The 25,809-nt window shown below is 62.5% G+C and carries 26 protein-coding genes; 18 read left to right on the top strand and 8 right to left on the bottom strand.

The window, feature by feature from the left end:
• The first annotated feature begins 1 nt into the window (after position 1).
• Positions 2-1,246, top strand: coding sequence for a sensor histidine kinase (locus tag AC0L3I_RS34240; protein ID WP_473529866.1), 1,245 nt, complete (start codon positions 2-4; stop codon positions 1,244-1,246).
• Between the two features lie 656 nt (positions 1,247-1,902).
• On the opposite strand, the gene tyrS is transcribed toward AC0L3I_RS34240, so the two are convergent.
• Positions 1,903-3,156 carry a tyrosine--tRNA ligase gene (gene tyrS / locus AC0L3I_RS34235; protein WP_473529865.1) on the bottom strand — a complete coding sequence of 418 codons (1,254 nt, stop codon included), beginning with the start codon at positions 3,154-3,156 and terminating at the stop codon, positions 1,903-1,905.
• Positions 3,157-3,477: 321 nt separating this feature from the next.
• Between tyrS and AC0L3I_RS34230 the strand changes: the two genes are divergently transcribed.
• Both AC0L3I_RS34230 and AC0L3I_RS34225 read left to right on the top strand, forming a co-directional pair.
• On the top strand, positions 3,478-4,206 hold the full coding sequence (locus AC0L3I_RS34230; protein WP_473487893.1) for a glycosyltransferase family 2 protein: 729 nt from the start codon (positions 3,478-3,480) through the stop codon (positions 4,204-4,206).
• Positions 4,199-4,531 carry a lipid-A-disaccharide synthase N-terminal domain-containing protein gene (locus AC0L3I_RS34225; protein WP_029353575.1) on the top strand — a complete coding sequence of 111 codons (333 nt, stop codon included), beginning with the start codon at positions 4,199-4,201 and terminating at the stop codon, positions 4,529-4,531. The genes AC0L3I_RS34230 and AC0L3I_RS34225 overlap by 8 nt, the downstream gene beginning before the upstream one ends.
• Before the next feature lie 113 nt (positions 4,532-4,644).
• Here AC0L3I_RS34225 and AC0L3I_RS34220 read toward each other — a convergent pair whose 3' ends face one another.
• A complete protein-coding gene (locus tag AC0L3I_RS34220; protein ID WP_473529864.1) occupies positions 4,645-5,295 on the bottom strand; it encodes an FMN-binding negative transcriptional regulator in 651 nt (216 codons plus the stop codon).
• Positions 5,296-5,308: 13 nt separating this feature from the next.
• The gene (locus tag AC0L3I_RS34215) at positions 5,309-5,983 is read right to left on the bottom strand and encodes an alpha/beta hydrolase (RefSeq protein WP_027154148.1); all 675 of its coding nucleotides are present in this window, start codon (positions 5,981-5,983) and stop codon (positions 5,309-5,311) included.
• Positions 5,984-6,224: 241 nt separating this feature from the next.
• Between AC0L3I_RS34215 and AC0L3I_RS34210 the strand changes: the two genes are divergently transcribed.
• The 8 genes from AC0L3I_RS34210 to sufA all read left to right on the top strand — a co-directional run bounded on the left by AC0L3I_RS34210 (position 6,225) and on the right by sufA (position 13,753).
• Complete coding sequence (locus tag AC0L3I_RS34210) at positions 6,225-7,388, top strand: cysteine desulfurase family protein (protein WP_473529863.1); 1,164 nt, start codon at positions 6,225-6,227, stop codon at positions 7,386-7,388.
• Positions 7,389-7,575: 187 nt separating this feature from the next.
• Positions 7,576-9,093, top strand: a complete 1,518-nt coding sequence (gene sufB / locus AC0L3I_RS34205) for a Fe-S cluster assembly protein SufB (protein ID WP_473529862.1) — start codon at positions 7,576-7,578, stop codon at positions 9,091-9,093.
• Positions 9,094-9,097: 4 nt separating this feature from the next.
• Positions 9,098-9,388 (top strand): hypothetical protein, encoded by a 291-nt coding sequence (locus AC0L3I_RS34200; protein WP_473529861.1) that lies wholly within the window; start codon positions 9,098-9,100, stop codon positions 9,386-9,388.
• Positions 9,381-10,136, top strand: coding sequence for a Fe-S cluster assembly ATPase SufC (sufC, locus tag AC0L3I_RS34195; protein ID WP_473529860.1), 756 nt, complete (start codon positions 9,381-9,383; stop codon positions 10,134-10,136). Before AC0L3I_RS34200 ends, sufC begins: the two co-directional genes overlap by 8 nt.
• 43 nt (positions 10,137-10,179) lie before the next feature.
• Positions 10,180-11,448, top strand: coding sequence for a Fe-S cluster assembly protein SufD (gene sufD / locus AC0L3I_RS34190; protein ID WP_473529859.1), 1,269 nt, complete (start codon positions 10,180-10,182; stop codon positions 11,446-11,448).
• Positions 11,449-11,642: 194 nt separating this feature from the next.
• Positions 11,643-12,884 (top strand): cysteine desulfurase, encoded by a 1,242-nt coding sequence (locus AC0L3I_RS34185; RefSeq protein WP_473529858.1) that lies wholly within the window; start codon positions 11,643-11,645, stop codon positions 12,882-12,884.
• A 5-nt stretch (positions 12,885-12,889) separates the two neighbouring features.
• A complete protein-coding gene (locus AC0L3I_RS34180) occupies positions 12,890-13,282 on the top strand; it encodes an SUF system Fe-S cluster assembly protein (protein WP_473529857.1) in 393 nt (130 codons plus the stop codon).
• A 90-nt stretch (positions 13,283-13,372) separates the two neighbouring features.
• Positions 13,373-13,753, top strand: a complete 381-nt coding sequence (sufA, locus tag AC0L3I_RS34175; protein WP_006206001.1) for a Fe-S cluster assembly scaffold SufA — start codon at positions 13,373-13,375, stop codon at positions 13,751-13,753.
• Positions 13,754-13,886: 133 nt separating this feature from the next.
• Here sufA and AC0L3I_RS34170 read toward each other — a convergent pair whose 3' ends face one another.
• The gene (locus AC0L3I_RS34170; protein ID WP_473529856.1) at positions 13,887-14,384 is read right to left on the bottom strand and encodes a GFA family protein; all 498 of its coding nucleotides are present in this window, start codon (positions 14,382-14,384) and stop codon (positions 13,887-13,889) included.
• Between the two features lie 92 nt (positions 14,385-14,476).
• On the opposite strand from AC0L3I_RS34170, the gene AC0L3I_RS34165 reads away from it, so the two are divergent.
• Positions 14,477-14,800 carry a TfoX/Sxy family protein gene (locus tag AC0L3I_RS34165; RefSeq protein ID WP_473529855.1) on the top strand — a complete coding sequence of 108 codons (324 nt, stop codon included), beginning with the start codon at positions 14,477-14,479 and terminating at the stop codon, positions 14,798-14,800.
• Between the two features lie 19 nt (positions 14,801-14,819).
• On the opposite strand, the gene AC0L3I_RS34160 is transcribed toward AC0L3I_RS34165, so the two are convergent.
• A complete protein-coding gene (locus AC0L3I_RS34160; RefSeq protein WP_473529854.1) occupies positions 14,820-15,758 on the bottom strand; it encodes a carbohydrate kinase family protein in 939 nt (312 codons plus the stop codon).
• Positions 15,759-16,032: 274 nt separating this feature from the next.
• Between AC0L3I_RS34160 and recA the strand changes: the two genes are divergently transcribed.
• Both recA and alaS read left to right on the top strand, forming a co-directional pair.
• Positions 16,033-17,130, top strand: a complete 1,098-nt coding sequence (recA, locus tag AC0L3I_RS34155; RefSeq protein ID WP_008875470.1) for a recombinase RecA — start codon at positions 16,033-16,035, stop codon at positions 17,128-17,130.
• A gap of 249 nt (positions 17,131-17,379) precedes the next feature.
• Positions 17,380-20,046, top strand: coding sequence for an alanine--tRNA ligase (gene alaS / locus AC0L3I_RS34150; protein ID WP_473529853.1), 2,667 nt, complete (start codon positions 17,380-17,382; stop codon positions 20,044-20,046).
• Positions 20,047-20,052: 6 nt separating this feature from the next.
• Here alaS and AC0L3I_RS34145 read toward each other — a convergent pair whose 3' ends face one another.
• The 3 genes from AC0L3I_RS34145 to AC0L3I_RS34135 are packed head-to-tail and all read right to left on the bottom strand — an operon-like array spanning position 20,053 to position 22,496.
• On the bottom strand, positions 20,053-20,634 hold the full coding sequence (locus tag AC0L3I_RS34145) for a demethoxyubiquinone hydroxylase family protein (RefSeq protein ID WP_473529852.1): 582 nt from the start codon (positions 20,632-20,634) through the stop codon (positions 20,053-20,055).
• Positions 20,635-20,650: 16 nt separating this feature from the next.
• On the bottom strand, positions 20,651-21,271 hold the full coding sequence (locus AC0L3I_RS34140; RefSeq protein WP_473487905.1) for a glutathione S-transferase family protein: 621 nt from the start codon (positions 21,269-21,271) through the stop codon (positions 20,651-20,653).
• 13 nt (positions 21,272-21,284) lie between these two features.
• Positions 21,285-22,496: an NADP-dependent isocitrate dehydrogenase gene (locus tag AC0L3I_RS34135; RefSeq protein WP_473529851.1), complete on the bottom strand. Its 1,212-nt coding sequence runs from the start codon at positions 22,494-22,496 to the stop codon at positions 21,285-21,287.
• Positions 22,497-22,714: 218 nt separating this feature from the next.
• Here AC0L3I_RS34135 and AC0L3I_RS34130 point away from each other — a divergent pair, with 218 nt between their 5' ends.
• The 4 genes from AC0L3I_RS34130 to AC0L3I_RS34115 all read left to right on the top strand — a co-directional run bounded on the left by AC0L3I_RS34130 (position 22,715) and on the right by AC0L3I_RS34115 (position 25,465).
• Positions 22,715-23,560 (top strand): RNA methyltransferase, encoded by an 846-nt coding sequence (locus AC0L3I_RS34130; RefSeq protein WP_473529850.1) that lies wholly within the window; start codon positions 22,715-22,717, stop codon positions 23,558-23,560.
• Between the two features lie 71 nt (positions 23,561-23,631).
• Positions 23,632-24,288, top strand: a complete 657-nt coding sequence (locus AC0L3I_RS34125; protein WP_473529849.1) for a hypothetical protein — start codon at positions 23,632-23,634, stop codon at positions 24,286-24,288.
• Positions 24,289-24,402: 114 nt separating this feature from the next.
• On the top strand, positions 24,403-25,215 hold the full coding sequence (gene murI / locus AC0L3I_RS34120) for a glutamate racemase (protein WP_473529848.1): 813 nt from the start codon (positions 24,403-24,405) through the stop codon (positions 25,213-25,215).
• Between the two features lie 61 nt (positions 25,216-25,276).
• A complete protein-coding gene (locus AC0L3I_RS34115) occupies positions 25,277-25,465 on the top strand; it encodes a DUF3008 family protein (protein ID WP_473529847.1) in 189 nt (62 codons plus the stop codon).
• Positions 25,466-25,809 lie beyond the last annotated feature (344 nt).

Raw genomic sequence — 25,809 nt, 5'->3', positions numbered from 1 at the left:
CATGCGCAGCAGCCTTTTCGTCAAGATCTATCTCACCGTGCTCGTCAGCCTCGCCGTAGTGGCGATCGCCAGCGCGATCTTCGTACGCATGGGCCAGGAACGCGAACATGCCGGCTGGAGTGGCCGGCGCGACGCCTTCATCGAGGCGATGCTGCCGGCAGACTCCGACCCCGCCTTGCTGCAGGCGACGGTCGAGCGGCTTTCGGCGGCCTTCGATGCCGACATCTCCGTCTACGGACCGCAGGGTCGGCTGCTTGCAGCGGCCGGTCGGCCGATCCCCCCGCAAGAGATCGGATCGCGGCGCAAGATGCGTCCCGGCGGGCATCACCTGCTGATCAGCCGGCAGCCGGACGGAAGGGTGATCGCGGCGCGGCTGAGAGTGCCGTTCGGCCCGGCCGGCCGCAGCCCACTTGCCTTTCTCGCGCTGATCGCGGCGGTGATAGGGCTTGCCGCCTTTCCGGTCGTGCGTCATCTTACACGCCGCCTTGAAGCATTGCGCCAGGGCGTGGATCGCTGGGGCAAAGGCGCCCTTGACACGCGCGTCGCAGTGAGGGGCAACGATGAGGTTGCGGCGGTGGCGGCGAGCTTCAACCGCGCCGCCGAGCAGATCGAGCGGCTGCTTGTCGCGCACCGCTCGCTCCTTGCCAATGCCAGTCACGAGTTGCGCTCGCCGCTTGCGCGCCTGCGCATGGCGATCGACCTCAACGCCGACGGACAGAGCGGCCCGATGCGCGACGAGATCGTGCGTGACCTCGCCGAACTCGATGCGCTGGTGGAGGAAATCCTGCTTGCCAGCAGGCTCGACCATATCGAGAAGCTGGAACGGGTGGAGCCGGTGGATCTGCTGGCGCTTACGGCCGAGGAAGGCGCGCGCTCCGGCGTCGACGTGTCGGGCGAACCCGGCATCGTGTCGGGCGACCCGACACTGCTCACGCGGCTGGTTCGCAATCTCATGCAGAACGCGCAGAGACATGGCAGCCCGCCGGTCAGCGCGCATGTGGGAACCGAAGGCGGCTCTGTGGTGCTCAAGGTGCGCGATCACGGACCGGGCCTGCCGGAAGGTACCAGCGAGCGCGTCTTCGAGCCGTTCTTCCGACCACAGGGCCGCAGCGAGATGGCCGGCGGCTGGGGCCTCGGACTGTCGCTGGTGCGCCAAATCGCCTTGCACCACGGCGCAACTGTGCACCACAAATCGCCGTCCGGCGGCGGCGCCTGCTTCGTCGTCACGTTTCCGGCAATATCTTAATACGGCGGGCGCATACCCTTGTGAAAGCAGCCCCCTCGGCGGGACGGAAGGAAGGTATGATTAACGCACGAATTCCCGACGGCGAGATCATCGACGGAAGAGCCAGGGTTTCGCGCATCTGAGCGGTAACTCGCGAGGCCCTTCTTATGCGGTCGCTAGAGCGCCGGGTCCTTCGCCTACACAATATACGCGAAGCGTATGCGTCCGCGCACTTGCTCTCGAACATGCAAGTTTCCACCGCGTAAAAAGTTGGGGCCTATGGCCTATCACGTCGGCTCTTGCCCCCCTTCCACGACACCTGATCATCATCACAGGCTCAAAGGCGGCTTTCCACTCGATGGCGGCCGTTCGTGCGCCAACTGAATGTCTTGGAGGGTCAGGGTTTGACGGTGCTCTTGCCTCGGGGCGGAGGTCTGTAACGGCGGGCCGCGACGTACGAGACCACATTCGAGAAGGTCTGGAGATGGCGCTACCTGCTCGTTCCGATCGATGAGACGAATGGCAACCCATCTCGGCCATTCTCAGTAGCTACCTGATTAAGTTTTACCTAGGCCGTGATCCCGAACCGAAGGTCAGCGTAGCAAGAAGTGAAACCGGTTTCGGAAAAGGGCTAATGGAGCCCCATCCCGATTCCATCGGGATCGATCAGGCGCTGGTCAGACTGGCCGCACCAGAACGTGTTTTTTCTTTCCGAGCGACAGTTTTACGACTTGTTCCGGGCCGAGATCCTGAAGTGTCACCAACCGGCGATCATCGGAAACGGACTGGTCGTTCAGCCGCACAGCGCCGCCCTGGATGTGTCGCCGCGCCTCGCCGTTGGACGCCGCCAGCCCGGCGGTAACGAACAGCGACAATATGCCGACGCCGCTTTCCAGATCGGCCTTGCCGACCTCAACGGTCGGCAGCGTTTCGGCCAGCGCGCCTTCTTCGAACGTCTTGCGCGCGGTTTCCTCGGCTTGCTCGGCTGCCGCGCGGCCGTGCACGATGGCCGTCGTTTCTGTGGCCAGGACCTTCTTGGCCTCGTTGATCTCGGAGCCGCCAAGCGCGGCGAGCCGGGCGATCTCGGTGAGCGGCAGGCGGGTGAAAATCTTGAGGAAGCGCGTGACGTCGGCGTCCTCGGTGTTGCGCCAGTACTGCCAGAAATCATAGGGCGAGTAGAGGTCGCCGTTCAGCCAGACCGCGCCCTTCGCCGATTTGCCCATCTTGGCGCCGGATGACGTCGTCAGCAGCGGTGTGGTCAGGGCATAAAGCTGCGGCGTACCCATGCGGTGTCCGAGATCGACGCCGTTGATGATGTTGCCCCACTGGTCCGATCCGCCCATCTGCAGGCGGCAGCCATATCGCCGGCTGAGCTCGACGAAATCATAGCCCTGCAGGATCATGTAATTGAATTCGAGGAACGACAGCGATTGTTCGCGCTCGAGCCTCAGCTTGACGCTGTCGAAGGTCAGCATGCGGTTGACCGAAAAATGCCGTCCGACATCGCGCAGGAATTCGACATAGTTGAGCTTCATCAGCCAGTCTGCATTGTTGATCATGATCGCGTCGTTCGGACCGTCGCCGAAACGCAGGATGCGGCCAAAGATGCGTTTGATGCCTTCGATGTTGGTGGCGATGGCCTCAGGCGTCAAAAGCTTGCGCTGGTCGTCGCGGAAGGACGGGTCGCCGATCATCGAGGTGCCGCCGCCCATCAGCGCGATCGGCCGGTGGCCGGTCTCCTGCAGCCAGTAGAGCATGGTCGCGGAAATCAGATTGCCGATATGCAGGCTGGTCGCCGTGGCGTCGTAGCCGACATAGGCGGTCACCGTTTCCTTGGCGAAAAGCTGGTCGAGGCCGGCATCATCCGAAATCTGGTGGATGAAACCGCGTTCGCTCATAATGCGCAGGAAATCGGATTTGAAGGCGGACATCTTTTCTTTCCCGAAAGCGCCCAACCGAAGCGGATCGGGCGTGGTATGCGTGAACGCGGGCGTTTAGCATCCAAGCGCGGTCAGCAAAAGGGGAATCCGGTTTTGCGTGCGGTCGCGTTCTACATGACCGGTTCGGTGCGAACGCAATCACGGGGTCGTGAAACGGCGCAAGCTCGCCTTCCGGCTGCATCCTTGCTTCATCGTTTGGGCTGGCGTAATGAGGCGCCGCGCCAGCGGGTTCTCGCCGCACCTGACCCGCTGGAACGGCACCGCCCGGCATCGAATCGAATGCCAATATCCTGTGACAGAGCCCGACGCGAAATGCCGGAGATATCCATCGTCATTCCTTGCCGGAACGAGGCGGCGAACCTGCCGCTTCTGCTTGATGAGATCGGGGCGGCGATGGCCGGGCGCGACTTCGAGGTGATCGTCGTCAATGACGGTTCGACCGATGAGACCACCTCGGTGCTTGCCGCCCAGGCAGTGCTTCGCCCGTTTCCGCTTCGCCACCTCCGGCATGAAAAATCCGCCGGCCAGTCTCTCTCTGTGCGTTCGGGCGCATGGGCGGCCCGCGGCGATATCGTCGCCACGATCGATGGCGACGGCCAGAACGATCCCAAATACATTCCGGTGCTGGTCGATGCGCTGCGGCAGGCCGGTCCCGGTTTCGGCGTTGCGCAAGGGCAGCGCCTGAAACGTCGCGACAGCAAGATCAAGCAACTGGCGTCGCGTTTTGCCAACTGGCTGAGAAAGGCCGTCCTGCATGACGAGACCCGCGACACGGGCTGCGGCCTGAAGGCGATCCATACCGACATCCTCAGGAAATTGCCGTTCTTCGACGGCACGCACCGCTTTGTTCCGGCCCTCGTCATCCAGGAGGGGTATCGCGTCGTGCATTGCGACGTGGTCGACCGCTCTCGCCGCCACGGCAAGTCGAATTACGGAATTTTCGACCGCGGCCTGCAAGGGGTGGTTGATCTCGCCGGTGTCTGGTGGCTGCGCCGCCGGCGCCGCAGGATGCCAAAAACAGAGGAAATCCGGCATGGCTAACGTGCTTCAGGAACTGGCGACCTGGCTTCACGACGTCTTCGTCAAGCAGTTCGATACGTGGATTCTGCTCGGCTTTGTCGCCCAGTTCTTTTTCAGCATGCGCTTCGTCGTGCAGTGGGTCGCATCGGAAAAAGCCAAGCGCAGCGTCGTGCCGATCGCTTTCTGGTTCTTTTCGCTGTTCGGCGGCAGCCTGCTGCTGATCTACGCCATCCAGCGGCAGGATCCGGTGTTCATCGCCGGCCAGGCCCTGGGCCTGTTCATCTACATCCGCAACCTGTGGTTGATCGCCAACGAGCGCAAGGCGGCGATGACGAAGGTCGATTGAGCGACTGCCTCTCAGCGCGACGTGGCGCAAGCCGGTAAGGTCGACACCGATGCCTTCCTGGCCGCAGCAAATCCCTGGGAGTCTCCAGGCTGCGACCTTGCACAAGGTCGGTCCTATCTGTCGTCCAGTCCGCCGTAGGATCGTACAAGCCGGACCATGTCGGGCGAGTTCGGGTCCTCGCTCTCGAGCCCCTCGGCGACACCGCTACGGTCGGCGATGGGCCGGTTCTGGCTGACCTTCCACTTGCCTTGCATATCCGTGATCTCGATTTCCAGCCCGACAATGCCCTTGATCTGCGACTGGATGAAGCTGGCTGGTGCGTCGGTCACAGCCCAGGGTGCTTCGCGAGCGGCTTCCTGTGATACCGTCAGATCGGAAATCTGCTGGGCCAGCCAATCCTGGTCCTCGATCACCCTGACGGCACCGCGCACCTGTACGATGGCGTAGTTCCAGGTCGGCACGACCTTCCCGGTTTCGCGCTTGGTTTCGTACCAGGACGGCGTCACATAGGCGTCGGTGCCCTGGAAGACGACCAGCACGGGCGATGCCTTGCTGTCGGCCAGCAGGCGCCATTGCGGATTGGCTCTCGCCAGGTGGGCGCGCAGCCTGCCGTTTGGTGGCACTTCGGCGTCGAGCAGGAACGGGATCGCGTTCGCGACCGGCCCCTCGGCCCCATTTGAAATCAGCAGCCCAAGCGGATGCGCCCGGATCAGCTCGTGCAGGACGTCCTGTCGCGTTTCCTGGAAATGCGGGGGCTGGTACATCGCTGTTTGCCGACTATCTCAACCGTTTCGGCCGCGGGTCGGACAATTCACCGGCCAGCCGGCGATCGAGATAGTCCGCGCATTCCTGGAGCAGGAGGTCCGCGTCGTTGGAGAAGAAATGGTTGGCGCCGGGCAAGGTCTTCTGGGTGATGGTGATGCCCTTTTGCGTGTGCAGCTTGTCGACCAACCCCTGCACGTCCTTTGGCGGCGCGACCTTGTCGGCGTCGCCATGGATGATGAGGCCTGACGACGGGCAGGGCGCCAGGAACGAGAAATCATAGGTGTTGGGCTGCGGCGCGATCGAGATGAAGCCTTCAATCTCCGGCCGGCGCATCAGAAGCTGCATGCCGATCCACGAGCCGAACGAATAGCCGGCGACCCAGCAGCTCTTGGAATCCGGATGCAGCGACTGCACCCAGTCAAGTGCCGCGGCCGCATCCGACAATTCGCCGGTGCCGTGGTCGAATTCGCCCTGGCTGCGGCCGATGCCGCGGAAATTGAAGCGAAGCGTGGTGAAATCCCGCTTCTGGAACATGTAGAAGAGGTCGTAGACGATCTTGTTGTTCATCGTGCCGCCGAACTGGGGGTGCGGGTGCAGGATGATGGCAATCGGCGCGCTCTTTTCCTTGGAAGGCTGGTAGCGACCCTCCAGGCGGCCGGCCGGACCGGTGAAAATGACCTCAGGCATAAAATACTCCACATGGCATAAGAATGCGCGGCGCCTGGAACAACTCTTCCTCTGGCCTTGACGCAGGGCGAGCGTCTTTCTAGAAGCTAGTTTAGAATTGTTCAAAACTGGGTGGCCAAAACGCAATGGCTCGGCTACCCACGCCGCACGCCGCGTAAATAGGACGTCTTGCCTTGCAATTTCAAGGAAATAACGCGCAAACCTCGCGGAATGGCTCTTGAAGGGACCGATTGAAACGAAAATGGCCGGACCACGCGCCTATCTCGACTACAATGCCAGCGCGCCGCTGCTTGCCGCGGCGCGTACGGCAATGATTGCCGCGCTCGATGCCGCCGCCAACCCGTCGTCGGTCCATGCCGAGGGCCGCGCCGCACGGCGGCTGATCGAACATGCAAGGCGCGACGTGGCGGCGCTGGTCAACGCCACGGCCGAGCATGTCGTCTTCACCTCCGGTGCGACGGAAGCCGCCTCGACGCTGCTGACGCCGGACTGGCAGATGGGGCGCGGCGCTGTCCGCATGAGCCGGCTCTATGTCTGCGAAGCCGATCATCCTTGTATACTGAGTGGCGGGCGTTTTCCGGCAGCCCTGGTGACGCGGATCGGCGTCGACGCCGACGGCATTGTCAGGCTGGACGCGTTGGCCTCGGCACTTGGCCGTCATGACAAGGCAGGCGGCCTGCCGCTGGTGGCGATCCATGCCGCCAACAACGAGACCGGCGTCATCCAGCCGATCGACCGCATCGCCGAAATCGTCAAGCCGGCCGGCGGCATCCTGATCGTCGACGCCGTGCAGGCAGCCGGTCGCATTCCGCTTGATATGTCAGCGGGTTACGCCGATTACCTAATTTTGTCCTCGCACAAGATCGGTGGTCCCAAGGGCGTTGGCGCCATTATCGCCGCCTCGGACCTGATGATGCCTAGGCCGTTGATCGCCGGCGGCGGCCAGGAAAAGGGTCATCGTGGCGGCACCGAAAATCTGGCCGCGATCGCTGGTTTTGGCGCGGCGGCGCGGGAGGCCCTGATCGGATTGAAGAGCATCGATGCGGTCGGTAGCCGCCGCGACGAGATCGAGGCCATCGTGAAAACGCTGGTGCCGGATGCGGAAGTCATCGGAACCGGCGCGCCGAGGCTTGCCAATACGACATTCTTCGCTATTGCGGGCATCAAGGCCGAGACGGCGCAGATCGCCTTCGATCTGGCGGGCGTGGCGCTGTCGGCCGGTTCCGCCTGTTCCTCGGGCAAGGTCGGCCCGAGCCATGTGCTGAAAGCGATGGGGCACAGTGACAGCCTTGGCGCTTTGCGTGTGTCCATCGGCCACGCAACGAGCGCCGAGGACATCGAACTGTTCCGCACTGCGCTGGCAGGTATCGCCTCGCGCCGCGGGGGCAGGGAAGAAGCTGCCTGAGTGCGGCAGAATGATGCAGGTCTTCCGGCCTGGTAGAGCCGTGCGTTTCATGGTGGCCGGGTGAATTTCCGGCAGGGACGCACTATATGGAACTTACGCCGCCTTGGGTGCCTCACGGGTACTGGTTTCGCGGTGCCATAGTTTGAAAACTGCCGGGCCTTGACCCCGGCGTGGATGGAGAACGCTAATGCCTGCTGTGCAGGACACGATCGATCGGGTCCGAAAGATCGACGTCGACCAATACAAATACGGATTCCAGACCGAAATCGCGATGGACAAGGCCCCAAAGGGGCTGAGCGAGGACATTATCCGCTTCATTTCGGCGAAGAAGGACGAACCGTCCTGGATGCTGGAATGGCGTCTGGAAGCGTATCGGCGCTGGGTGACGCTGGACGAGCCGAAGTGGGCGCGCGTCCATTATCCGAAGATCGATTTCCAGGACCTCCACTATTATGCGGCGCCCAAGAGCACGCCGGGACCGACATCGCTGAGCGACGTCGATCCCGAACTGTTGAGGGTCTACGAAAAGCTCGGTATCCCACTGAAGGAACAGGAAATCCTTGCCGGCGTGCAGAAGACCGATGCGTCGGAACTCGAGGAAGCCAGCGACAATGTCTATAAGTCGGGCCGCGTTGCCGTCGACGCCGTGTTCGATTCGGTTTCCGTCGTTACCACCTTCAAGAAGGAGTTGGCGCAGGCCGGCGTCATCTTCTGCTCGATCTCGGAAGCGATCCGCGAGCACCCTGAACTGGTGAAGAAATATCTCGGTTCGGTCGTGCCGACCTCCGACAATTTCTACGCCACGCTGAATTCCGCGGTGTTCACCGACGGTTCCTTCGTCTTCGTGCCCAAGGGCGTGCGCTGCCCGATGGAACTGTCGACCTATTTCCGCATGAACGAGAAGAACACCGGCCAGTTCGAGCGCACGCTGATCATCGCCGAGGAAGGGGCTTACGTCTCCTATCTCGAAGGCTGCACGGCGCCGCAGCGCGACGAGAACCAGCTTCACGCCGCCGTGGTCGAACTGATCGCACTCGACGATGCCGAGATCAAATACTCGACGGTGCAGAACTGGTACCCCGGCGACGCCGAGGGCAAGGGCGGCATCTACAATTTCGTCACCAAGCGCGGCGACTGCCGTGGCCACCGTTCGAAGATTTCGTGGACGCAAGTCGAGACCGGCTCCGCGATTACCTGGAAATATCCGAGCTGCATCCTGCGCGGAGACGATTCCAGCGGCGAGTTCTATTCGATCGCCGTGTCGAACGGCTACCAGCAGGTCGACAGCGGCACCAAGATGATCCATCTCGGCAAGAACACGTCGAGCCGAATCATTTCCAAGGGCATCGCCGCCGGCTTCTCGCAGAACACCTATCGCGGCCAGGTGTCGGCGCACCGCAAGGCGACCAATGCTCGTAACTTCACCAACTGTGACTCGCTGCTGATCGGCGACCAGTGCGGCGCGCACACCGTGCCCTACATGGAAGCCAAGAACGCAACGGCGCAGTTCGAGCATGAAGCGACCACCTCGAAAATCTCCGAGGACCAGAAGTTCTACGTCATGCAGCGCGGCATTCCGGAAGAAGAGGCGATCGCGCTGATCGTCAACGGCTTCGTCAAGGACGTCATCCAGCAACTGCCGATGGAGTTCGCAGTCGAGGCGCAGAAGCTGATCGGCATTTCGCTGGAAGGCTCGGTGGGCTGATTAGATGGAACGGCGCTCCTGGAAATTCTTCGAGCGAATCGAGAGCTTGATATTCATCGTTCTGATGCTCTTGCTGACGCTGGCTGTTGGAGGTGCCGTGATGGCTCTGATAGGCGCAATGTTTGGCCTGAGTTCGGTAAAGACTATTGGTGGTTCAATTGCGGGGCTAGGCGCGGTTGGGTTTTTTGGCTGGATGTTGGTTACTGGCGATCTTGCGGGCGCGCTTTTAGGGATATCCCGTCCAGGACCGAGCGTCGAGAACAACAAGAACACGAAAGTAGAAAAAGATGCTTGAGATCAGGAATTTGCACGCCCGTATCGTCGATGACGGCACCGAGATCATCCGCGGCCTGAACCTGACAGTGAGGGCCGGCGAGGTTGCCGCCATCATGGGCCCCAACGGCTCGGGAAAATCGACGCTGTCCTACATCCTCGCCGGGCGCGAGGATTATGAAGTCACAGAAGGCGACATTCTCTACAACGGCCAATCGATCCTCGAAATGGACCCGGCCGAGCGCGCCACATCAGGCATCTTTCTCGCCTTCCAGTATCCGATGGAGATACCGGGTGTGGCGACGATGGAATTCCTGAAAGTGGCGATGAACGAGCAGCGCAAGGCGCGCGGCGAGGAGCCGCTGAAGATCCCCGAATTCCTGAAGCGCGTGAAGGACGCGGCCGCCTTGCTCGACATGGACATGGCGATGCTGAAACGGCCGCTCAATGTCGGCTTCTCCGGCGGCGAGAAGAAGCGCGCCGAGATCCTGCAGATGAAGCTTCTGGAGCCAAAACTGTGCGTGCTCGACGAGACTGATTCCGGCCTCGACATCGATGCGCTCAAGATCGTCTCGGAAGGCGTCAATGCGTTGCGCGCGCCAGACCGCGCCATCGTCATCATCACCCACTACCAGCGCCTGCTTCAATACATCGTGCCGGATAGTGTGCACGTGCTGTACAGAGGCCAGGTGGTCAAGTCGGGCGACAAGTCGCTGGCGCTCGACCTCGAGGCCAATGGCTATGCCGGCGTGATTGGCCAAGCCGCGTGAGATGCCAGAAGGCCCAGAAGGCAAGCCAAGCAAGGCGAAACTGATGAATATACACACGACACCCCAGCGGACGCCGGCCGAAACGGCGCTGATCGACGCCTTCAGCGACCGGCTGTCGCTGCTGCCCGGTGACGGCACGGTGATGCTGAAGCGCGACGACGCAATCGAAGCGATCAAGAGCGGCCTGCCGACGCGGCGCATCGAATCCTGGCACTACACCGATCTGCGCCGCCTGCTGACTTCGGTGCCGGATTTCGATCCCGCAGCTGTCGCGAGAGCCATTGCGCCTGTTGTCGAAGGGTCCGCTGTTCTGCCGGTGCTGAACGGCGTGTCGAGCGCGAAACTGCCTGATATCGAGGGCATTGCCGTGCAGCGCCTGTCGGAGAAACTGACCGACGGCAGTATCGCGCCGGGCCTCGATGCCTATGGCGTCGACGATGCCATCGGCGCGCTGAACACCGCTTTCGTGGCCGACGGCTATTTTGTCGACATCGCCGACGGCACCGAACTGGACAAGCCGATCGAACTGCAGAACCTGCAGGCCGGCGGCCAGACGCATGTTCGCCTCAGCGTCCGCGTCGGCGCCGGCGCTAAGGCTGTTATCGTCGAGCGCCAGGCGGGCGAGGGCGCGGCGCTGGTCAGTTCGGTCAGCCAGATTCTGCTTGACGAGGGCGCCGACGTGACGTGGCTGATCGTGCAGGAACAGCCGGATACGGCGACGCATCTTGCCCAGTTCAAGGCGCATCTCGGCAAGGATGCGAAGCTGACGCTGTTCGTGATGAATGCCGGCGGCAAGCTGGTGCGCCAGGAGATCGTGGTGAAGACCACCGGCGAAGGCGCCGATTTCACGCTGCGCGGCATCAACCTGCTTGCCGGCGACACCCATACGGACGTGACCATGGTGCTTGACCATACCGTGCCGCACACCGCCTCGACGGAAGTGATCCGCAACGTGGTGACCGGAAGAGCGCGCGGCGTCTTCCAGGGGCGCATCAACGTCCACCAATACGCGCAGAAGACCAACGCCAAGATGGCCTGCAACACGCTGCTTCTGTCCGATGACGGCGAGTTCTCGACCAAGCCTGAGCTCGAAATCTTCGCCGACGACGTCGTCTGCGGCCATGGCGCGACCGTCACCGAGATCGACCATAGCCACCTGTTCTACCTGATGGCGCGCGGCGTCGACGAGAAGACCGCGCGCGGGCTGTTGGTCAAGGCGTTCGTCGCCGAGGTGATCGAGGAACTGGACGACGAGGCGATTGTCGAGGCACTGGAAGCAAGGCTCGACGATTGGTTCGTGGCGCACGGGTAGCAGTGGGTGAGAGTTTGGCGCTTCGGCCAACACCCCTCATCCGACCGAGCTCCGCTCGGCCACCTTCTCCCACAAGGGGAGAAGGAAGAGCGCCAGACCTTCTCCCCTTGTGGGAGAAGGTGGATTGGCGCGAAGCGCCAAGACGGATGAGGGGTGTTGGAACGAACGCGGCGTAGAGCGGCAAGGACTTCGAAATGGACCAGAAAGTCGAAAACATCCCCTACGACGTCGAGGCGATCCGCCGCGACTTCCCGATCCTGTCGCGGGAAGTCTACGGCAAACCGCTGGTCTATCTCGACAATGGCGCCTCGGCGCAGAAGCCGCAGGCCGTGCTCGACGCCATCCAGCATGCTTATTCCCAGGAATACGCCAACGTCCATCGTGGCCTGCATTTCCTGTCAAACGCGGCGACCGACGCCTTTGAGAACGCGCGCAAGATTGTGCAAAGATTTCTGAACGCGCCTGATACCGACAACATCGTCTTCACCTCGAACACGACCGCGGCGATCAACACCGTCGCTTATGGCTTCGGCATGCCGAATATCGGCGAGGGCGACGAAATCGTGCTGTCGATCATGGAGCACCATTCCAACATCGTGCCGTGGCATTTCATCCGCGAGCGCCAGGGCGCGAGACTGGTCTGGGCGCCAGTCGACGATCTCGGCATCTTCCACATCGAGGAGTTCGAGAAGCGGCTGACCGACCGCACGAAGCTCGTTGCCATCACGCACATGTCGAACGCGCTGGGCACGGTGACGCCGATCAAGGAGATCGTCCGCATCGCGCACGCGCGCGGCATTCCTGTGCTGGTCGACGGCAGCCAGAGCGCCGTGCATATGCCGATCGACGTCCAGGATCTCGACTGCGATTTCTTCGTGTTCACCGGCCACAAGGTCTATGGTCCCTCGGGCATCGGCGTGCTCTATGGCAAGAAGGACATGCTGGAGCGCATGCGGCCGTTCCAGGGCGGCGGCGAAATGATCGAGGAGGTGACGCAGGACATCGTCACCTACAACGATCCGCCGCACCGCTTCGAGGCCGGCACGCCGCCGATCGTGCAGGCGATCGGGCTGGGCGCTGCGCTGGAATACATGGAAAAGATCGGCCGCGAGCGCATTGCCGCCCACGAGGCCGACCTGAAGGACTACGCCCATCAGCGGCTGCGCGCCATCAATTCGCTGCGCATCTTCGGCGATGCGCCAGGCAAGGGCGCCATCATCTCCTTCGAACTGCAGGGCATTCATGCCCATGACGTGTCGATGGTGATAGATCGGCAAGGCGTTGCCGTCCGCGCCGGCACGCATTGCGCCCAGCCGCTGTTGAAACGTTTCGGCGTAACCTCCACATGCAGGGCATCGTTCGGCATGTATAATACCAGGGCCGAAGTCGACGCTTTGGCCGATGCGCTTGAAAAAGCGCGAAAGTTCTTCGGGTGACGATCATGGATGATGCCAGCCACAGCGCTGAGACCACTTCGGAAACGACTGCCAACGGTCTGGTTTCCGCCTCGGCCATTCCCGCCGACGAACTGGCGCGGCTGACCGACGACATCGTCTCGGCGCTGAAGACGGTCTACGATCCGGAAATCCCGGCCGACATCTACGAGCTTGGTCTGATCTACAAGATCGACATCGAGGACGACCGCTCGGTCAAGATCGACATGACGCTGACCGCGCCCGGCTGTCCGGTGGCCGGCGAAATGCCCGGCTGGGTTGAGAACGCCGTCGGCGCCGTCGAGGGCGTTTCCGGCGTCGAGGTCAACATGACCTTCGATCCGCCCTGGTCGCCCGACCGCATGTCGGAAGAGGCGCAGGTCGCGGTGGGCTGGTATTAATGGGCGCACTTGCGCCAGGCAGAAAATTTCACCATTTTAGGTGAGGAATCATTCGGCAGGCCTTGAACCTGCACGTAATGGAGAAAAAGAATGGGACGCTTCGCCGTCATCACGATGACCGAAAAGGCTGCCGACCGGGTGCGCGAGATCGTCGCGACCCGTGAGAATGCGCATGGCATTCGCCTTGGCATCAAGAAGGGCGGCTGCGCCGGCATGGAATATACGGTCGACCTGGTGACCGAGCCCAACACCAAGGACGATCATATCGAGCGCGACGGCGCTCATGTCTATGTCGCACCTGAGGCCGCGCTTTTCCTGTTCGGCACCGAGATGGATTTCGAGCAGACGACGCTGCGCACCGGCTTCACCTTCCGCAACCCGAACCAGAGCTCGGCCTGCGGCTGCGGCGAATCGGTTGAGCTCAAGCCGGCCGATCTGAAGGCCCTGGCCGAGGCGCGCGCATCGGCCTGATCTTCCCTTCTCCCTGTTTACGGGGAGAAGGTGGGCCGAAGGGCCGGATGAGGGGCAGAGCCGGCCTCTGTGATATTTGCGCCGCTCCTCATCTGCCTGCCGGCATCTTCTCCCCGTAAACGGGGAGAAGGACCTAATCCACCCACATTCCCGTTCGTTTGTGCCAGTCTGCGATCGATTCCTCAGGATAGATATCGAAGACCTTGTCGCCCTTGCCGATCTCGGGCTCCACCCAGTTCGCCTTGTATTTCAGCATGAGATGGACCTTTTCAGGCGGCTTCGGCAGGTCTGTGTCGATCGCGGAGGCGAAGGGGTGGACCAGTTCCGGCCAGGTCGGATCGTAGAGCCACAGTGCCGATCCGCATTTCCTGCAGAAATTCCGCTCGCCTGACGAGATCTCGCACTGCGGATGCTCGTCGTCCTCGATCTCGGCCCGGTAGACGCCGAGATTGCGCTTGCCCTTGATTTTGAGCGTCTCGTAATCGGCGCCGAGATTGATGGCGAAGCCACCGCCGCCCTGCTGCTTGCGGCAGATCGAGCAGTAGCACAGCATGAACGGCACCGGCGTGTGGCTTTCCACCTCGAAGCGGACGGCATTGCATCGGCAGGACCCTTTGAGCAGAAGCGGCATGAAAAAAACTCCGACGAAATTGGTTTTCAACTTGTCAGGATGGTGCCGGTTGCGGCGATGACAAGGGGAAATCCGGGTGACATGATCGCGGCATGGACAATGAACGCATTGCCGAACTTTTCGAAGCCCTCGGCCCGGTCAGCATTCGCAAGATGTTCGGTGGCAAGGGCATCTATTTTGACGGCGTTATCGTCGCCATCGTGGTGCGTGGCGAATTGATGCTGAAGGCCGACGCGGAAAGCGCGCCCGAATTCGAGGCGGCCGGCTGTCGGCAATGGACCTATACGGGGTCGCGGCACGGCAAGCTGGTGTCGATGCCGTATTGGAGCGTTCCCGACAGCGCCTTCGACGATCCGGATGAGATGTCGGTCTGGGCACGCCGGGCCTATGAAGCGGGGCTGCGTGCCGGCAAATAGGCTGCCTCTCCACTGGTCATCAGCTCATGCCAATTTTCTGCGGCTCGGGCACAAGGGCCAGCGCGTCGGCAAAGTCTGCCGCCGTAAAGATCGGCACAAGTTCGGCACTTTCGATCGCAAGCATTGCCGCGGCAACGCCGTCACGCAGCGCCGCGCGCAGCGTCAGGCCGCGCAGCAGGGCGGCGACCGTTGCGCCCGCCAGCACATCGGCGGCGCCGTCCGCGACTTTTTTCGGCGGCAGGATCGAGAAGGCGCCGGCTTCGTCGAAACCCAGCACCGGACCGTCATCCGCCGTCACCACGCCGCCTTTGAGGCCGGCGCGCCTCAGGCGGTCGATGATATCACGCTCCGCCGTGTCGATACCGACATCGGCGAGTGCGATGGCCTCACGCCGGTCCATGAAGACCATCGCCAGGCTGCCAAGCACCGGCGCGAGCCGCACCGCCTTGTCTGGTGAGACGGCGAGGGCGAAGACAGGCTTGCCGGCGGCAAGCGCCACCAGCCGCTCCAGCGCCGTCGACGGCAGGTTGGCGTCGCACAGGACCGCATCGGCGGTGCTGATCGCCTCGCGCACCTTGGCACGGCGGATCTGCTTGGGAAGCGCCAGGTCGTAGAGCGCCATGTCGGCAAGGCCGACGATCAGCGCGCCGTCGCCGTCGATCAGCACCGTGTTGCTCGGCGTCGTGCGATCGAGGAACACCACGGACAGATCGGCAATGCCGGCCGCAGTGATGGCGCGCGAGACCGTATCGGCCAGAACATCGCCGCCGCGCACCGAAAACAGCGAACCGGAGACGCCACGGCGCACGGCGCTGCGCAGCGCATTGAAGACGGCGCCGCCGACAGCCTCGCGCATCGTGCCGGGATTCGACGCCGCCGGCACGAAAGTGCCCGAAACCTGGCCGCGCCGATCTATATAGGCGCCGCCTACGGCCAGGATTGTCGGCGACTTCATCATGCCGGCGAGATGACCTTTGCTGTTGCCGGGCGGAGACTAGGTCGTCCGGCGGAACCGGGCAACCGGAGGCGCGATTCGGGAGATGCCAGCACGATCCCACGGAGGAAGCAGGATACATCTTGGGGTGAAAACACGAAACAAAAAAAGAACAGATACAGATATCATTTGTTTTTCAATCGCTTGTCTCCCCTTGCCAGATGAGAACAAAAAAGGTACAAATTAATAAGGATTACGGATTGTCCGGCCTTCATTGACGACCAAGGGGTGATGTATCATGGCTCAGAATTCTTTGCGGCTTGTAGAGGACAAAGCAGTGGACAAATCAAAGGCTCTGGATGCGGCGCTGTCGCAAATCGAGCGTGCCTTCGGCAAGGGCTCGATCATGCGGCTCGGCGCAAACGAGCAGGTCGTCGAGATCGAAACGGTGCCGACCGGTTCGCTTGGCCTCGACATCGCGCTTGGCGTCGGCGGCCTGCCGCGCGGCCGCATCGTCGAGATCTACGGGCCGGAAAGCTCGGGCAAGACGACGCTGGCGCTGCACACGGTGGCCGAAGCCCAGAAGAAGGGCGGCATCTGCGCGTTCGTCGATGCTGAGCATGCGCTCGATCCGGTCTACGCCCGCAAACTCGGCGTCGACCTCGAAAACCTGCTGATTTCGCAGCCCGACACCGGCGAGCAGGCGCTGGAGATCTGTGACACGCTGGTGCGTTCCGGCGCCATCGACGTGCTGGTGGTCGATTCGGTCGCGGCGCTGACGCCGCGCGCCGAAATCGAGGGCGAGATGGGCGATTCGCTGCCCGGCCTGCAGGCGCGGCTGATGAGCCAGGCGCTGCGCAAGCTGACCGCCTCGATCTCGCGCTCCAACACCATGGTCATCTTCATCAACCAGATCCGCATGAAGATCGGCGTCATGTTCGGTTCGCCCGAGACTACGACCGGCGGCAACGCGCTGAAATTCTACGCTTCGGTGCGCCTCGACATTCGTCGCATCGGCTCGGTCAAGGACCGCGACGAGGTCGTCGGCAACCAGACCCGCGTCAAGGTGGTCAAGAACAAGCTGGCGCCGCCCTTCAAGGTGGTCGAATTCGACATCATGTATGGCGAGGGCGTGTCCAAGACCGGCGAGTTGGTCGACCTCGGCGTCAAGGCCGGCGTGGTCGAGAAGTCGGGCGCCTGGTTCTCCTACAATTCGCAGCGTCTCGGCCAGGGCCGCGAAAATGCAAAACTGTTCCTGCGCGACAATCCCGACACGGCGCGCGAAATCGAGCTGGCGCTGAGGCAGAATGCCGGACTTATCGCCGAGAAATTCCTCGAGAATGGTGGTTCCGAAGGTGGAGACGACGGTTTCGAGGACGAAGCGGGCGCGATGTAGGATGCGGGCTGTGCCAGCCAGAATATCCGTTTGAGTTCACGTATCCCGAATTGAGTATCGATGTGTTCATGCCGCCGGCCTTGGGCCGGCGGTTTGCGTTTTTGGCGGTGGCTCTGGCCATTCCGAACAGCCGGCCAAGGCTACGATTTGGAGCAATTCCGTGTTTCTGGACAGGGTGCGGTGCGACCGCTAAAAGGCCATGTCTGTTTTCCGCCGGCAATCGGCGGTTCTCTCGAAAAGGCAGTATTCATGAGTGGCGTCAACGAGATCAGGTCGGCATTTCTCGACTATTTCCGCAAAGAAGGTCACGAGGTCGTGGCGTCGAGCCCGCTGGTGCCGCGCAACGACCCAACGCTGATGTTCACCAACGCCGGCATGGTGCAGTTCAAGAACGTCTTCACCGGGTTTGAAACCCGTCCCTATTCGCGCGCCACGACTTCGCAGAAATGCGTGCGCGCCGGCGGCAAGCACAACGATCTCGACAATGTCGGCTACACTGCCCGTCACCACACTTTTTTCGAGATGCTCGGCAATTTCTCCTTCGGCGATTATTTCAAGGAGCGCGCCATCGAACTCGCCTGGAACCTGATCACCCGCGAGTTTGGCATCGCCAAGGATAGGCTTCTGGTGACCGTCTATCATACCGACGACGCGGCCGCAGGCTTCTGGAAGAAGATCGCCGGGCTGCCGGAGGACAGGATCATCCGCATCGCCACCAGCGACAATTTCTGGGCGATGGGCGATACCGGTCCCTGCGGTCCGTGCTCGGAAATCTTCTACGACCATGGCGCCGACATTCCGGGCGGCCCGCCCGGCAGCCCGGATGAGGACGGCGACCGTTTCATCGAGATCTGGAACCTCGTCTTCATGCAGTTCGAGCAGGTGACGAAGGCGGAGCGGATCGAACTGCCGCGCCCGTCGATCGATACCGGCATGGGTTTGGAGCGCATCGCCGCCGTCCTGCAGGGCGAGCACGACAATTACGACATCGACCTGTTCAAGGCGCTGATCCGAGCCTCGGAAGAGGCGACCGGCGTCAAGGCGGAAGGCAAGAACCGGGCGAGCCACCGCGTCATTGCCGATCATCTGCGGGCCTCGAGCTTCCTCATCGCCGACGGGGTGCTGCCGTCGAACGAGGGCCGCGGCTACGTACTGCGTCGCATCATGCGCCGCGCCATGCGTCATGCGCAGCTTTTGGGCGCCGGTGATCCGTTGATGTGGCGGCTGGTGCCGGCGCTGGTGCGGGAGATGGGCCAGGCCTATCCCGAACTGGTGCGCGGCCAGCCGCTGATCACTGAGACGCTGAAGCTCGAGGAAACGCGCTTCCGCAAGACGCTGGCGCGCGGCCTCGGCCTGCTTGCCGATGCAACCGAGACGCTGGGCAGAGGCGACCGGCTCGACGGCGAGACGGCGTTCAAGCTCTACGACACCTACGGCTTCCCGCTCGATCTCACCCAGGACGCCTTGCGCCCGCGCGGCGTTTCGGTCGATCTCGACGGCTTCAATGCTGCGATGGAGCGGCAGAAGGCAGAGGCGCGCAAGAGCTGGGCCGGCTCCGGCGACGCGGCCACCGAGACCGTCTGGTTCGCGGTGCGCGAGAAGGCGGGCGCGACCGAGTTCCTGGGCTACGACACCGAGCAAGCGGAAGGCATCGTTCAGGCGCTGGTCAGGGACGGCACTGCTGTGGACAGCGCGGTTGCCGGCGAAACCGTCGGCGTCGTCGTCAACCAGACGCCGTTCTATGGTGAGTCCGGCGGTCAGATGGGCGACACCGGCGTGATTTCGGGCGAAGGCTTTGCCATCGAGGTCACCGACACGCAGAAGAAGGGTGACGGCCTGTTCGTGCATTTCGGCAAGGTCACCAAGGGCACCGTCAGGACGGGTGAAGCGGTCGAGCTAAAGGTCGACCATGTCAGGCGCACGCGGCTGCGCTCCAACCATTCGGCGACCCACCTTGTCCACGAGGCGCTGCGCGAGGTGCTCGGCACCCATGTCGCGCAGAAGGGTTCGCTGGTTGCGCCGGAACGGCTGCGCTTCGACTTTTCCCACCCGAAGCCGATCTCGGCCGAGGAATTGGAACGCGTCGAGGCGATGGCCAACGAGATCGTCGTGCAGAACAGCTCGGTGACGACGCGGCTGATGAGCGTCGACGACGCCATCGCCGAGGGCGCCATGGCGCTGTTCGGCGAGAAATATGGCGACGAGGTCCGCGTCGTCTCGATGGGCACCGGGGTCACCGGCGACAAGGCAGGCAAGCCCTATTCGGTCGAACTGTGCGGCGGCACCCATGTCGGCGCCACCGGCGATATCGGCCTGGTCCGGCTGGTCTCGGAAGGCGCTGTCGCCGCCGGCGTACGCCGCATCGAGGCGCTGACCGGCGAGGCGGCCAGAAAGCATCTTGACGAGCAGGACAAGCGGCTGAAGGCGGTCGCTGCCACGCTCAAGATTTCGCCGGCCGACGTGCCGGCCCGCGTCGAGGCGCTGCTCGACGAGCGCAAGAAGCTGGAGAAGGAATTGACCGAGGCGCGCAAGAAGCTGGCGCTGGGCGACCGCTCGCCAGCCGGTGCGCCGGCCGAAAATGAGACCATTGCCGGTGTCGGTTTTCTCGGCAAGGCGGTATCGGGCGTCTCGCCAAAGGACTTGAAGCCGTTGGCCGATGCCGGCAAGAAGTCGCTCGGTTCCGGCGTCGTCGTCTTCGTTGGCGCCGGCGAGGACAACAAGGCGAGCGTCGTGGTCGGCGTCACCGACGACCTGACTGGTCGCTTCAGCGCCGTCGATCTGGTCCGCGTAGCGTCCGCGGCATTGGGCGGGCAGGGCGGCGGGGGTCGGCCTGACATGGCCCAGGCCGGTGGCCCGGATGCCTCGAAAGCCGAAAATGCGATCGCTGCGGTGAAGGCGGCACTGGAGGCCGCATAGCGCCCGTCAGGCATGCTTTGCTGCCTTCAGGGCGCGCGTCATTCGGGTGGAATCCCCCCAGGTGGACAGCCAGATCAGGCAGTCGGTGGTGGCGGAGATCGCTGCGCGCAGGAGGTTCAGCAACGGTCCGGGCGATTTCAGCTGCTCTTCGGCGTGACGGAGATGGGCAAGCTCTTCTTCGCGGATGGACAGGATGATGCCGTGCAACTCGCGGTCGCGTCCGGCAAGAAAGAATAGCTGATCGTCGAGATGACGGTGCACCGCCGCTTCGACCGCTGCGGTGCAGGCCCAGATTCCTTGCGGGCCGAGCAGGGCAGTGAGGAAACCCAGCAGCCAACCGCCGCAGCTCCAGAATTGCATCACGCGGCACGGCCGCGAATGTCGCGACGGCATGGCTGCACGGAAAGCAGCGCAATGACTGCGCTCATGCCCAAGCATCTCTGACAAAGACGGCACGCAACGCGGCCAGAAACGCTTCGAGACAAGAATCTGCGCCGAATAGATTCTGATCGCGCCGAACTCGCCAGCGTGGTTGACCCTGACTATTCTGGCCACCGTCAGCGCGTCCTGGTGGGAGTGTTCAACCATGGAGCGCCCCGGGGTGCTAGGTCAGATTGTTGGCAACGCTCGCACGCCCTGCGATGCGCGTCCACCAATCCTGAATGTCGGCAAACTCCGCCAGCAGGTTTTGCCCCTCAATGACCTTGACGAAATAGCCGACGATTGGTGCTGCATGAAGGTCGGCCAGCGTCAGTTCCGCTCCCAACAGCCATGGCCCTTCGGCTTTCAGCGATGAGAGCGCCTGTAGTGTCGTTCTCGCCTGCCGAAGCCCGCTGCCGATCAAAGCCTCGTCGGGCGGCTCTTTCTCCAGCCGCTCGACGGCGACATCCCAGACCATGGCCCGATAGGCATAGGCGTCGAGCATGCCGATGATCTGGTTCATGGTTGCGCGGGGCCGAGCATCAGCCGGTTGCAGCGCCGGCCCGTCGAAAGCCTCGTCGACATAGCGGGTGATCGCACTGGCCTCGTAGAGGCGAAAGCCGTCGTGCTCGAAGGCAGGAATCCGGCCGAACGGGTGATGGTCGAAATACCAGCCTGGAATGCCGTCCGCCGCAAAGATGTCGACCGGCACCAGATCGTAGTCGATGCCTTTTTCCTCGAGCACGAGGCGGACGATGCGCACGTAGACGCTGTAGTCCGCCCCGTAGACGACGGGTTTGCTCATGACGTTCGTCTGGTCAGGCCATCGCCTTCTGCAGATTTTCGTCGATCTTGTCGAGGAAGCCGGTGGTCGAAAGCCATGGCTGGTCGGGACCGATCAGCAGCGACAGATCCTTGGTCATGAAGCCGGCCTCGACGGTCTGAATGCAAACTTTTTCCAGCGTCTCGGCAAAGCGCTTCAGCTCGGCATTGTCGTCGAGCTTGGCGCGATGGGTGAGGCCCCGGGTCCAGGCGAAGATCGAGGCGATCGAATTGGTCGAGGTTTCCTCGCCCTTCTGATGCTGGCGATAGTGGCGGGTGACGGTGCCGTGCGCGGCCTCCGCCTCCACCGTCTTGCCGTCCGGCGTCATCAGCACCGAGGTCATCAGGCCGAGCGACCCAAAACCTTGCGCCACCGTGTCCGACTGCACGTCGCCATCATAATTCTTGCAGGCCCAGACATAGCCGCCCGACCATTTCAGGCTGGAGGCGACCATGTCGTCGATGAGCCGATGCTCGTACCAGATCTTTTTCGCCTTGAATTCGGCTTCGAACTCAGCCTCGTAGACTTCCTGGAAAATGTCCTTGAAGCGGCCGTCATAGGCCTTGAGGATGGTGTTCTTGGTCGAGAGGTAGACCGGATAATTGCGCAGCAGGCCGTAATTCAGCGAGGCGCGGGCGAATTCGCGGATTGACTCGTCGAGATTGTACATGGCCATGGCGACGCCGGCGGCCGGCGCATCGAACACATCATGCTCGATCACCGTGCCGTCCTCGCCGACGAACTTGATCGTCAGCTTGCCCTTGCCGGGAAAGCGGAAGTCGGTGGCGCGGTACTGGTCGCCGAAGGCATGACGGCCGACGATGATCGGCTTGGTCCAGCCGGGCACCAGCCGCGGTACGTTCTTCATGATGATCGGCTCGCGAAAGATGGTGCCGCCGAGGATGTTGCGGATGGTGCCGTTCGGCGACTTCCACATCTTCTTCAGCTTGAATTCCTCGACGCGCTGCTCGTCGGGCGTGATCGTCGCGCATTTCACGCCGACGCCATGTTTCTTGATGGCATTGGCCGAATCGATGGTCACCTGGTCGTTGGTGGCGTCGCGGTGCTCGATGCCGAGGTCGTAATATTCAAGCTTGAGGTCGAGATAGGGGTGAATCAGCTTGTCCTTGATGAACTGCCAGATGATGCGGGTCATCTCGTCGCCGTCGAGTTCGACGACCGGGTTCGCCACCTTGATCTTCGCCATGGAAAGAATGCCTCATTGTTGGGGATCGGGACGGCCTTGCCCGCATGGCTTTGGCCGGGGATGCGCCCGTATATCAAAGCATTTTTGGCCACGCAAACGGCGATCCGCGTGGGCTGGCTCGACCATCGCCATCGGCCGCTCTTTGTGAAAGCTTCATTTTCGCGGCCGGATATGGCAGGGGACGCTGAAATGCCGCAAACAGCAGTTCATTGACACCCATGCAAGCCAGCAACGACATCCCTCCTGCCGCAGGCCCGGCGATCATCCTGGTCGAGCCGCAGCTCGGCGAAAATATCGGCATGGTCGCGCGCGCCATGGCGAACTTCGGCCTTGCCGAACTGCGCCTCGTCAATCCGCGCGACGGCTGGCCGAGTGAAAAGGCGCGCGCTGCCGCGAGCCGCGCCGACCATGTCATCGATGCCGCCAGAGTGTTCGACGATCTTGCCTCGGCGGTCGCCGACCTGAACTTCGTCTTCGCCACCACGGCGCGCGCGCGCGATAATTTCAAGCCGGTGCGCGGACCGGTCGAGGCGGGCAGGGCGCTGAGAGCGCGCCAGCGATCCGGGCAGAAAACCGGCATCCTGTTCGGCCGCGAGCGGTTCGGGCTCTACAATGACGAGGTTGGCCTGGCCGACGAGATCGTCACCTTCCCGGTCGATCCCGCCTTCTCTTCGCTCAACATCGCCCAGGCGGCCCTGCTGATGTCTTATGAATGGATGAAGTCGGGCCTGGAAGATGAAACGGAAACCAATTTTTCCAGCCCTGACATGATGCCGGCGACCAAGGAACAATTGCACGGCCTGTTCGCGTATCTGGAAGGGGCGCTCGAAGCGCGCGGCTATTTCCGCCCGGCGCCGAAGAAGCCGAAGATGGTCGACAATCTGCGCGCGGTGCTGACGCGCGCCGGCTTCGCCGAGCCGGAGCTCAAGGTGCTGCGCGGCATAATATCATCGCTGGACAGGTTCTCGCCGGCCATGCCGCGCGGCGACGGATCGCCGGGCGATGATCCAAGACGGCTTCCGGCAGCGGCGGCACGCGCCCGCAAGGTGACAGACAAAGAATAGAACCGATCGTGAGAACGGCTGCTTCACCAGTAACTGAATTTTATTCGATATGATCCATCGTCCGGCGAAGGGTGGATCCTCGGATGTTTAACTCAAATATCGGTCGTCTTCGCTTTTTCTTCTATTCCGCGGCCCTGCTGGTTGCGGAAATTGTGACATTTGTGCTTTGCGTCGTATCGACCATCGGCATCGAGGGATTGGCCAATTCGAAACCTGGTCCTTCCAGGGAAGGGCTGGCCGCGGCCGTTCTCGTCGCTTCGCTGGTGATCGTGCTGTTCCGCGCGAATTTCGCCCGGCGTCGAAGCCGCGACGCGCAAGGACCCAAATGGATCCTTTGGTCGTACATTGTGTTCTCGGCCCTGTTTGCGATTCTGCAGGCCGGCACTGTTCTTGTCGTGAAATTCGACGGCGAAGATTCGCATTCCGGCCTTAACCTGCTGGGACTCGCTCTCGTCGGGCTCTGGGCGGTCATCTTGGCGGCCAAGCCGGCGGGGGGCAGCTTTGCGGATATGGCGTCTTCCCTAAGTTTCGATGATCTCGACCCTCCCAGGCCGTTGCGCGGCGGCCGGGCGCCCCATTCAGAGTCGGCCGCCGGCGTGACGGCCCAGGCTCCGGCGTACGCCATGCGCGCCGCACCGGCGCCGTCGAACCATCCTGCATCTCAACCTGCGTCTCTGCCAAACAGCCGGCCGCGGTCCGGCGGCTTCGGCAAGCGGGGCCTTGTGTGATCATCTCGCCGCATCAAGGCCATGATGGTTGCAGATAGAACCGTGCCAGGTAAACGCATCATTGGCCTAAGCCTAGGCCAGCCTTCTCTCCCCAGCTCCCTTTCCTGAATGACAATGACCGATCTCTCAAACGCCCGCCCGATCCTGATGTTCGATTCCGGCATCGGCGGCCTGACGGTGCTGCGCGAAGCGCGCGTGCTGATGCCCGACCGCCGATTCGTCTATGTCGCCGACGACGCGGCTTTCCCCTATGGCGCTTGGGAGGAGCCGGCACTGAGGGCGCATATACTGGAACTGTTCGGCAAGCTGCTCGACCGTTTTTCGCCGGCCATTTCGGTCATCGCCTGCAATACCGCCTCGACGCTGGTCATCGATGCGTTGCGCGAAAGATTTCCCGGCCATCCTTTCGTCGGCACGGTGCCGGCGATCAAGCCGGCGGCGGAACGCACGCGCTCCGGGCTGGTTTCGGTGCTGGCGACGCCCGGCACCGTCAAGCGCCAGTATACGCGCGACCTGATCGGCAAATGGGCGCAGAAATGCCATGTCCGGCTCGTTGGCAGCGACAATCTGGCGGGACTGGCCGAGGTCTATATGCGCGAAGGCTTTGTCGATGAAGAGGCTGTGCGTGCCGAGATCGCGCCGTGCTTCGTCGAACATGATGTGCTGCGGACCGACATCGTCGTGCTTGCCTGCACCCATTACCCCTTTCTGGCCAACCGCATGCGCAAGACAGCACCTTGGCCGGTCGATTGGCTCGATCCCGCCGAGGCGATCGCACGGCGGGCGCTCTCGCTGCTCGCGGACACCGAGGCCAGGAATGGCGGCGAGGCGTTGCCGGAAGGTGCCGACCTTGCTGTTTTCACCTCGAAGAGAGTTGATTTCCCGACTCGCCGCCTGATGCAGGGGTTTGGGCTGGCGATTTCCTGATATCTGGGAACATCACCCGGACCGGTGCGTTTTCCCTCATTGCAAGACGGGAGAAACGATCATGCCAGCCACATCAAAGGCCCAGCAGAAAGCCGCCGGCGCGGCATTGTCCGCCAAGCGTGGCGAAACCAAAAAGAGCGAACTCAAAGGCCCTTCGAAGGGAATGTACAAATCCATGAGCGAAAAGCAGCTCGAGGAATTCGCCGAGACCAAGCATAAGGACCTGCCCGAGAAGAAATCGAAACACTAGCCCGCCGCGCGTCCGACTGGCGCACCCCCCAATGGGCGGTCGGTTCCGGGTCCACGTTTGACCAACCAGCGGTCAAACACAAAGCCGGTGCTACCAGGCCCGGTGGCCGCGCCGTACCTTGTAGCGGATGACCTTGCGATGACCACGATGCGGCATAACTTGTGATGTTTGTGTCCGCGCCAATGCCTAGCCTGCGCCGGCTCCGGCGCAAATGCCATCGAGCACTGCATTCAACGTCGAGGACCGCCTGCCATCACCAACGCCAGCCGCAGGGCAACGAGTCCAGGTTAACGGGCTTGGAGAGCTGCCATCAGGTAGTCGGTATCCCAGGTTGCGAGTTTTCG

Source organism: Mesorhizobium sp. WSM4840 (genome assembly GCF_055811755.1).
The sequence above is the reverse complement of the archived record's forward strand: the minus strand, read 5'-3'. Positions and strand labels throughout refer to the sequence as shown.

What these genes read in the sequence shown, in the direction of transcription:
- AC0L3I_RS34240 (WP_473529866.1), top strand. Translation starts at nt 2, where the DNA reads ATGCGCAGCAGCCTTTTCGTCAAGATCTATCTCACCGTGCTCGTCAGC.
- tyrS (WP_473529865.1), bottom strand. Translation starts at nt 3,156, where the DNA reads ATGTCCGCCTTCAAATCCGATTTCCTGCGCATTATGAGCGAACGCGGT.
- AC0L3I_RS34230 (WP_473487893.1), top strand. Translation starts at nt 3,478, where the DNA reads ATGCCGGAGATATCCATCGTCATTCCTTGCCGGAACGAGGCGGCGAAC.
- AC0L3I_RS34225 (WP_029353575.1), top strand. Translation starts at nt 4,199, where the DNA reads ATGGCTAACGTGCTTCAGGAACTGGCGACCTGGCTTCACGACGTCTTC.
- AC0L3I_RS34220 (WP_473529864.1), bottom strand. Translation starts at nt 5,295, where the DNA reads ATGTACCAGCCCCCGCATTTCCAGGAAACGCGACAGGACGTCCTGCAC.
- AC0L3I_RS34215 (WP_027154148.1), bottom strand. Translation starts at nt 5,983, where the DNA reads ATGCCTGAGGTCATTTTCACCGGTCCGGCCGGCCGCCTGGAGGGTCGC.
- AC0L3I_RS34210 (WP_473529863.1), top strand. Translation starts at nt 6,225, where the DNA reads ATGGCCGGACCACGCGCCTATCTCGACTACAATGCCAGCGCGCCGCTG.
- sufB (WP_473529862.1), top strand. Translation starts at nt 7,576, where the DNA reads ATGCCTGCTGTGCAGGACACGATCGATCGGGTCCGAAAGATCGACGTC.
- AC0L3I_RS34200 (WP_473529861.1), top strand. Translation starts at nt 9,098, where the DNA reads ATGGAACGGCGCTCCTGGAAATTCTTCGAGCGAATCGAGAGCTTGATA.
- sufC (WP_473529860.1), top strand. Translation starts at nt 9,381, where the DNA reads ATGCTTGAGATCAGGAATTTGCACGCCCGTATCGTCGATGACGGCACC.
- sufD (WP_473529859.1), top strand. Translation starts at nt 10,180, where the DNA reads ATGAATATACACACGACACCCCAGCGGACGCCGGCCGAAACGGCGCTG.
- AC0L3I_RS34185 (WP_473529858.1), top strand. Translation starts at nt 11,643, where the DNA reads ATGGACCAGAAAGTCGAAAACATCCCCTACGACGTCGAGGCGATCCGC.
- AC0L3I_RS34180 (WP_473529857.1), top strand. Translation starts at nt 12,890, where the DNA reads ATGGATGATGCCAGCCACAGCGCTGAGACCACTTCGGAAACGACTGCC.
- sufA (WP_006206001.1), top strand. Translation starts at nt 13,373, where the DNA reads ATGGGACGCTTCGCCGTCATCACGATGACCGAAAAGGCTGCCGACCGG.
- AC0L3I_RS34170 (WP_473529856.1), bottom strand. Translation starts at nt 14,384, where the DNA reads ATGCCGCTTCTGCTCAAAGGGTCCTGCCGATGCAATGCCGTCCGCTTC.
- AC0L3I_RS34165 (WP_473529855.1), top strand. Translation starts at nt 14,477, where the DNA reads ATGGACAATGAACGCATTGCCGAACTTTTCGAAGCCCTCGGCCCGGTC.
- AC0L3I_RS34160 (WP_473529854.1), bottom strand. Translation starts at nt 15,758, where the DNA reads ATGATGAAGTCGCCGACAATCCTGGCCGTAGGCGGCGCCTATATAGAT.
- recA (WP_008875470.1), top strand. Translation starts at nt 16,033, where the DNA reads ATGGCTCAGAATTCTTTGCGGCTTGTAGAGGACAAAGCAGTGGACAAA.
- alaS (WP_473529853.1), top strand. Translation starts at nt 17,380, where the DNA reads ATGAGTGGCGTCAACGAGATCAGGTCGGCATTTCTCGACTATTTCCGC.
- AC0L3I_RS34145 (WP_473529852.1), bottom strand. Translation starts at nt 20,634, where the DNA reads ATGGTTGAACACTCCCACCAGGACGCGCTGACGGTGGCCAGAATAGTC.
- AC0L3I_RS34140 (WP_473487905.1), bottom strand. Translation starts at nt 21,271, where the DNA reads ATGAGCAAACCCGTCGTCTACGGGGCGGACTACAGCGTCTACGTGCGC.
- AC0L3I_RS34135 (WP_473529851.1), bottom strand. Translation starts at nt 22,496, where the DNA reads ATGGCGAAGATCAAGGTGGCGAACCCGGTCGTCGAACTCGACGGCGAC.
- AC0L3I_RS34130 (WP_473529850.1), top strand. Translation starts at nt 22,715, where the DNA reads ATGCAAGCCAGCAACGACATCCCTCCTGCCGCAGGCCCGGCGATCATC.
- murI (WP_473529848.1), top strand. Translation starts at nt 24,403, where the DNA reads ATGACCGATCTCTCAAACGCCCGCCCGATCCTGATGTTCGATTCCGGC.
- AC0L3I_RS34115 (WP_473529847.1), top strand. Translation starts at nt 25,277, where the DNA reads ATGCCAGCCACATCAAAGGCCCAGCAGAAAGCCGCCGGCGCGGCATTG.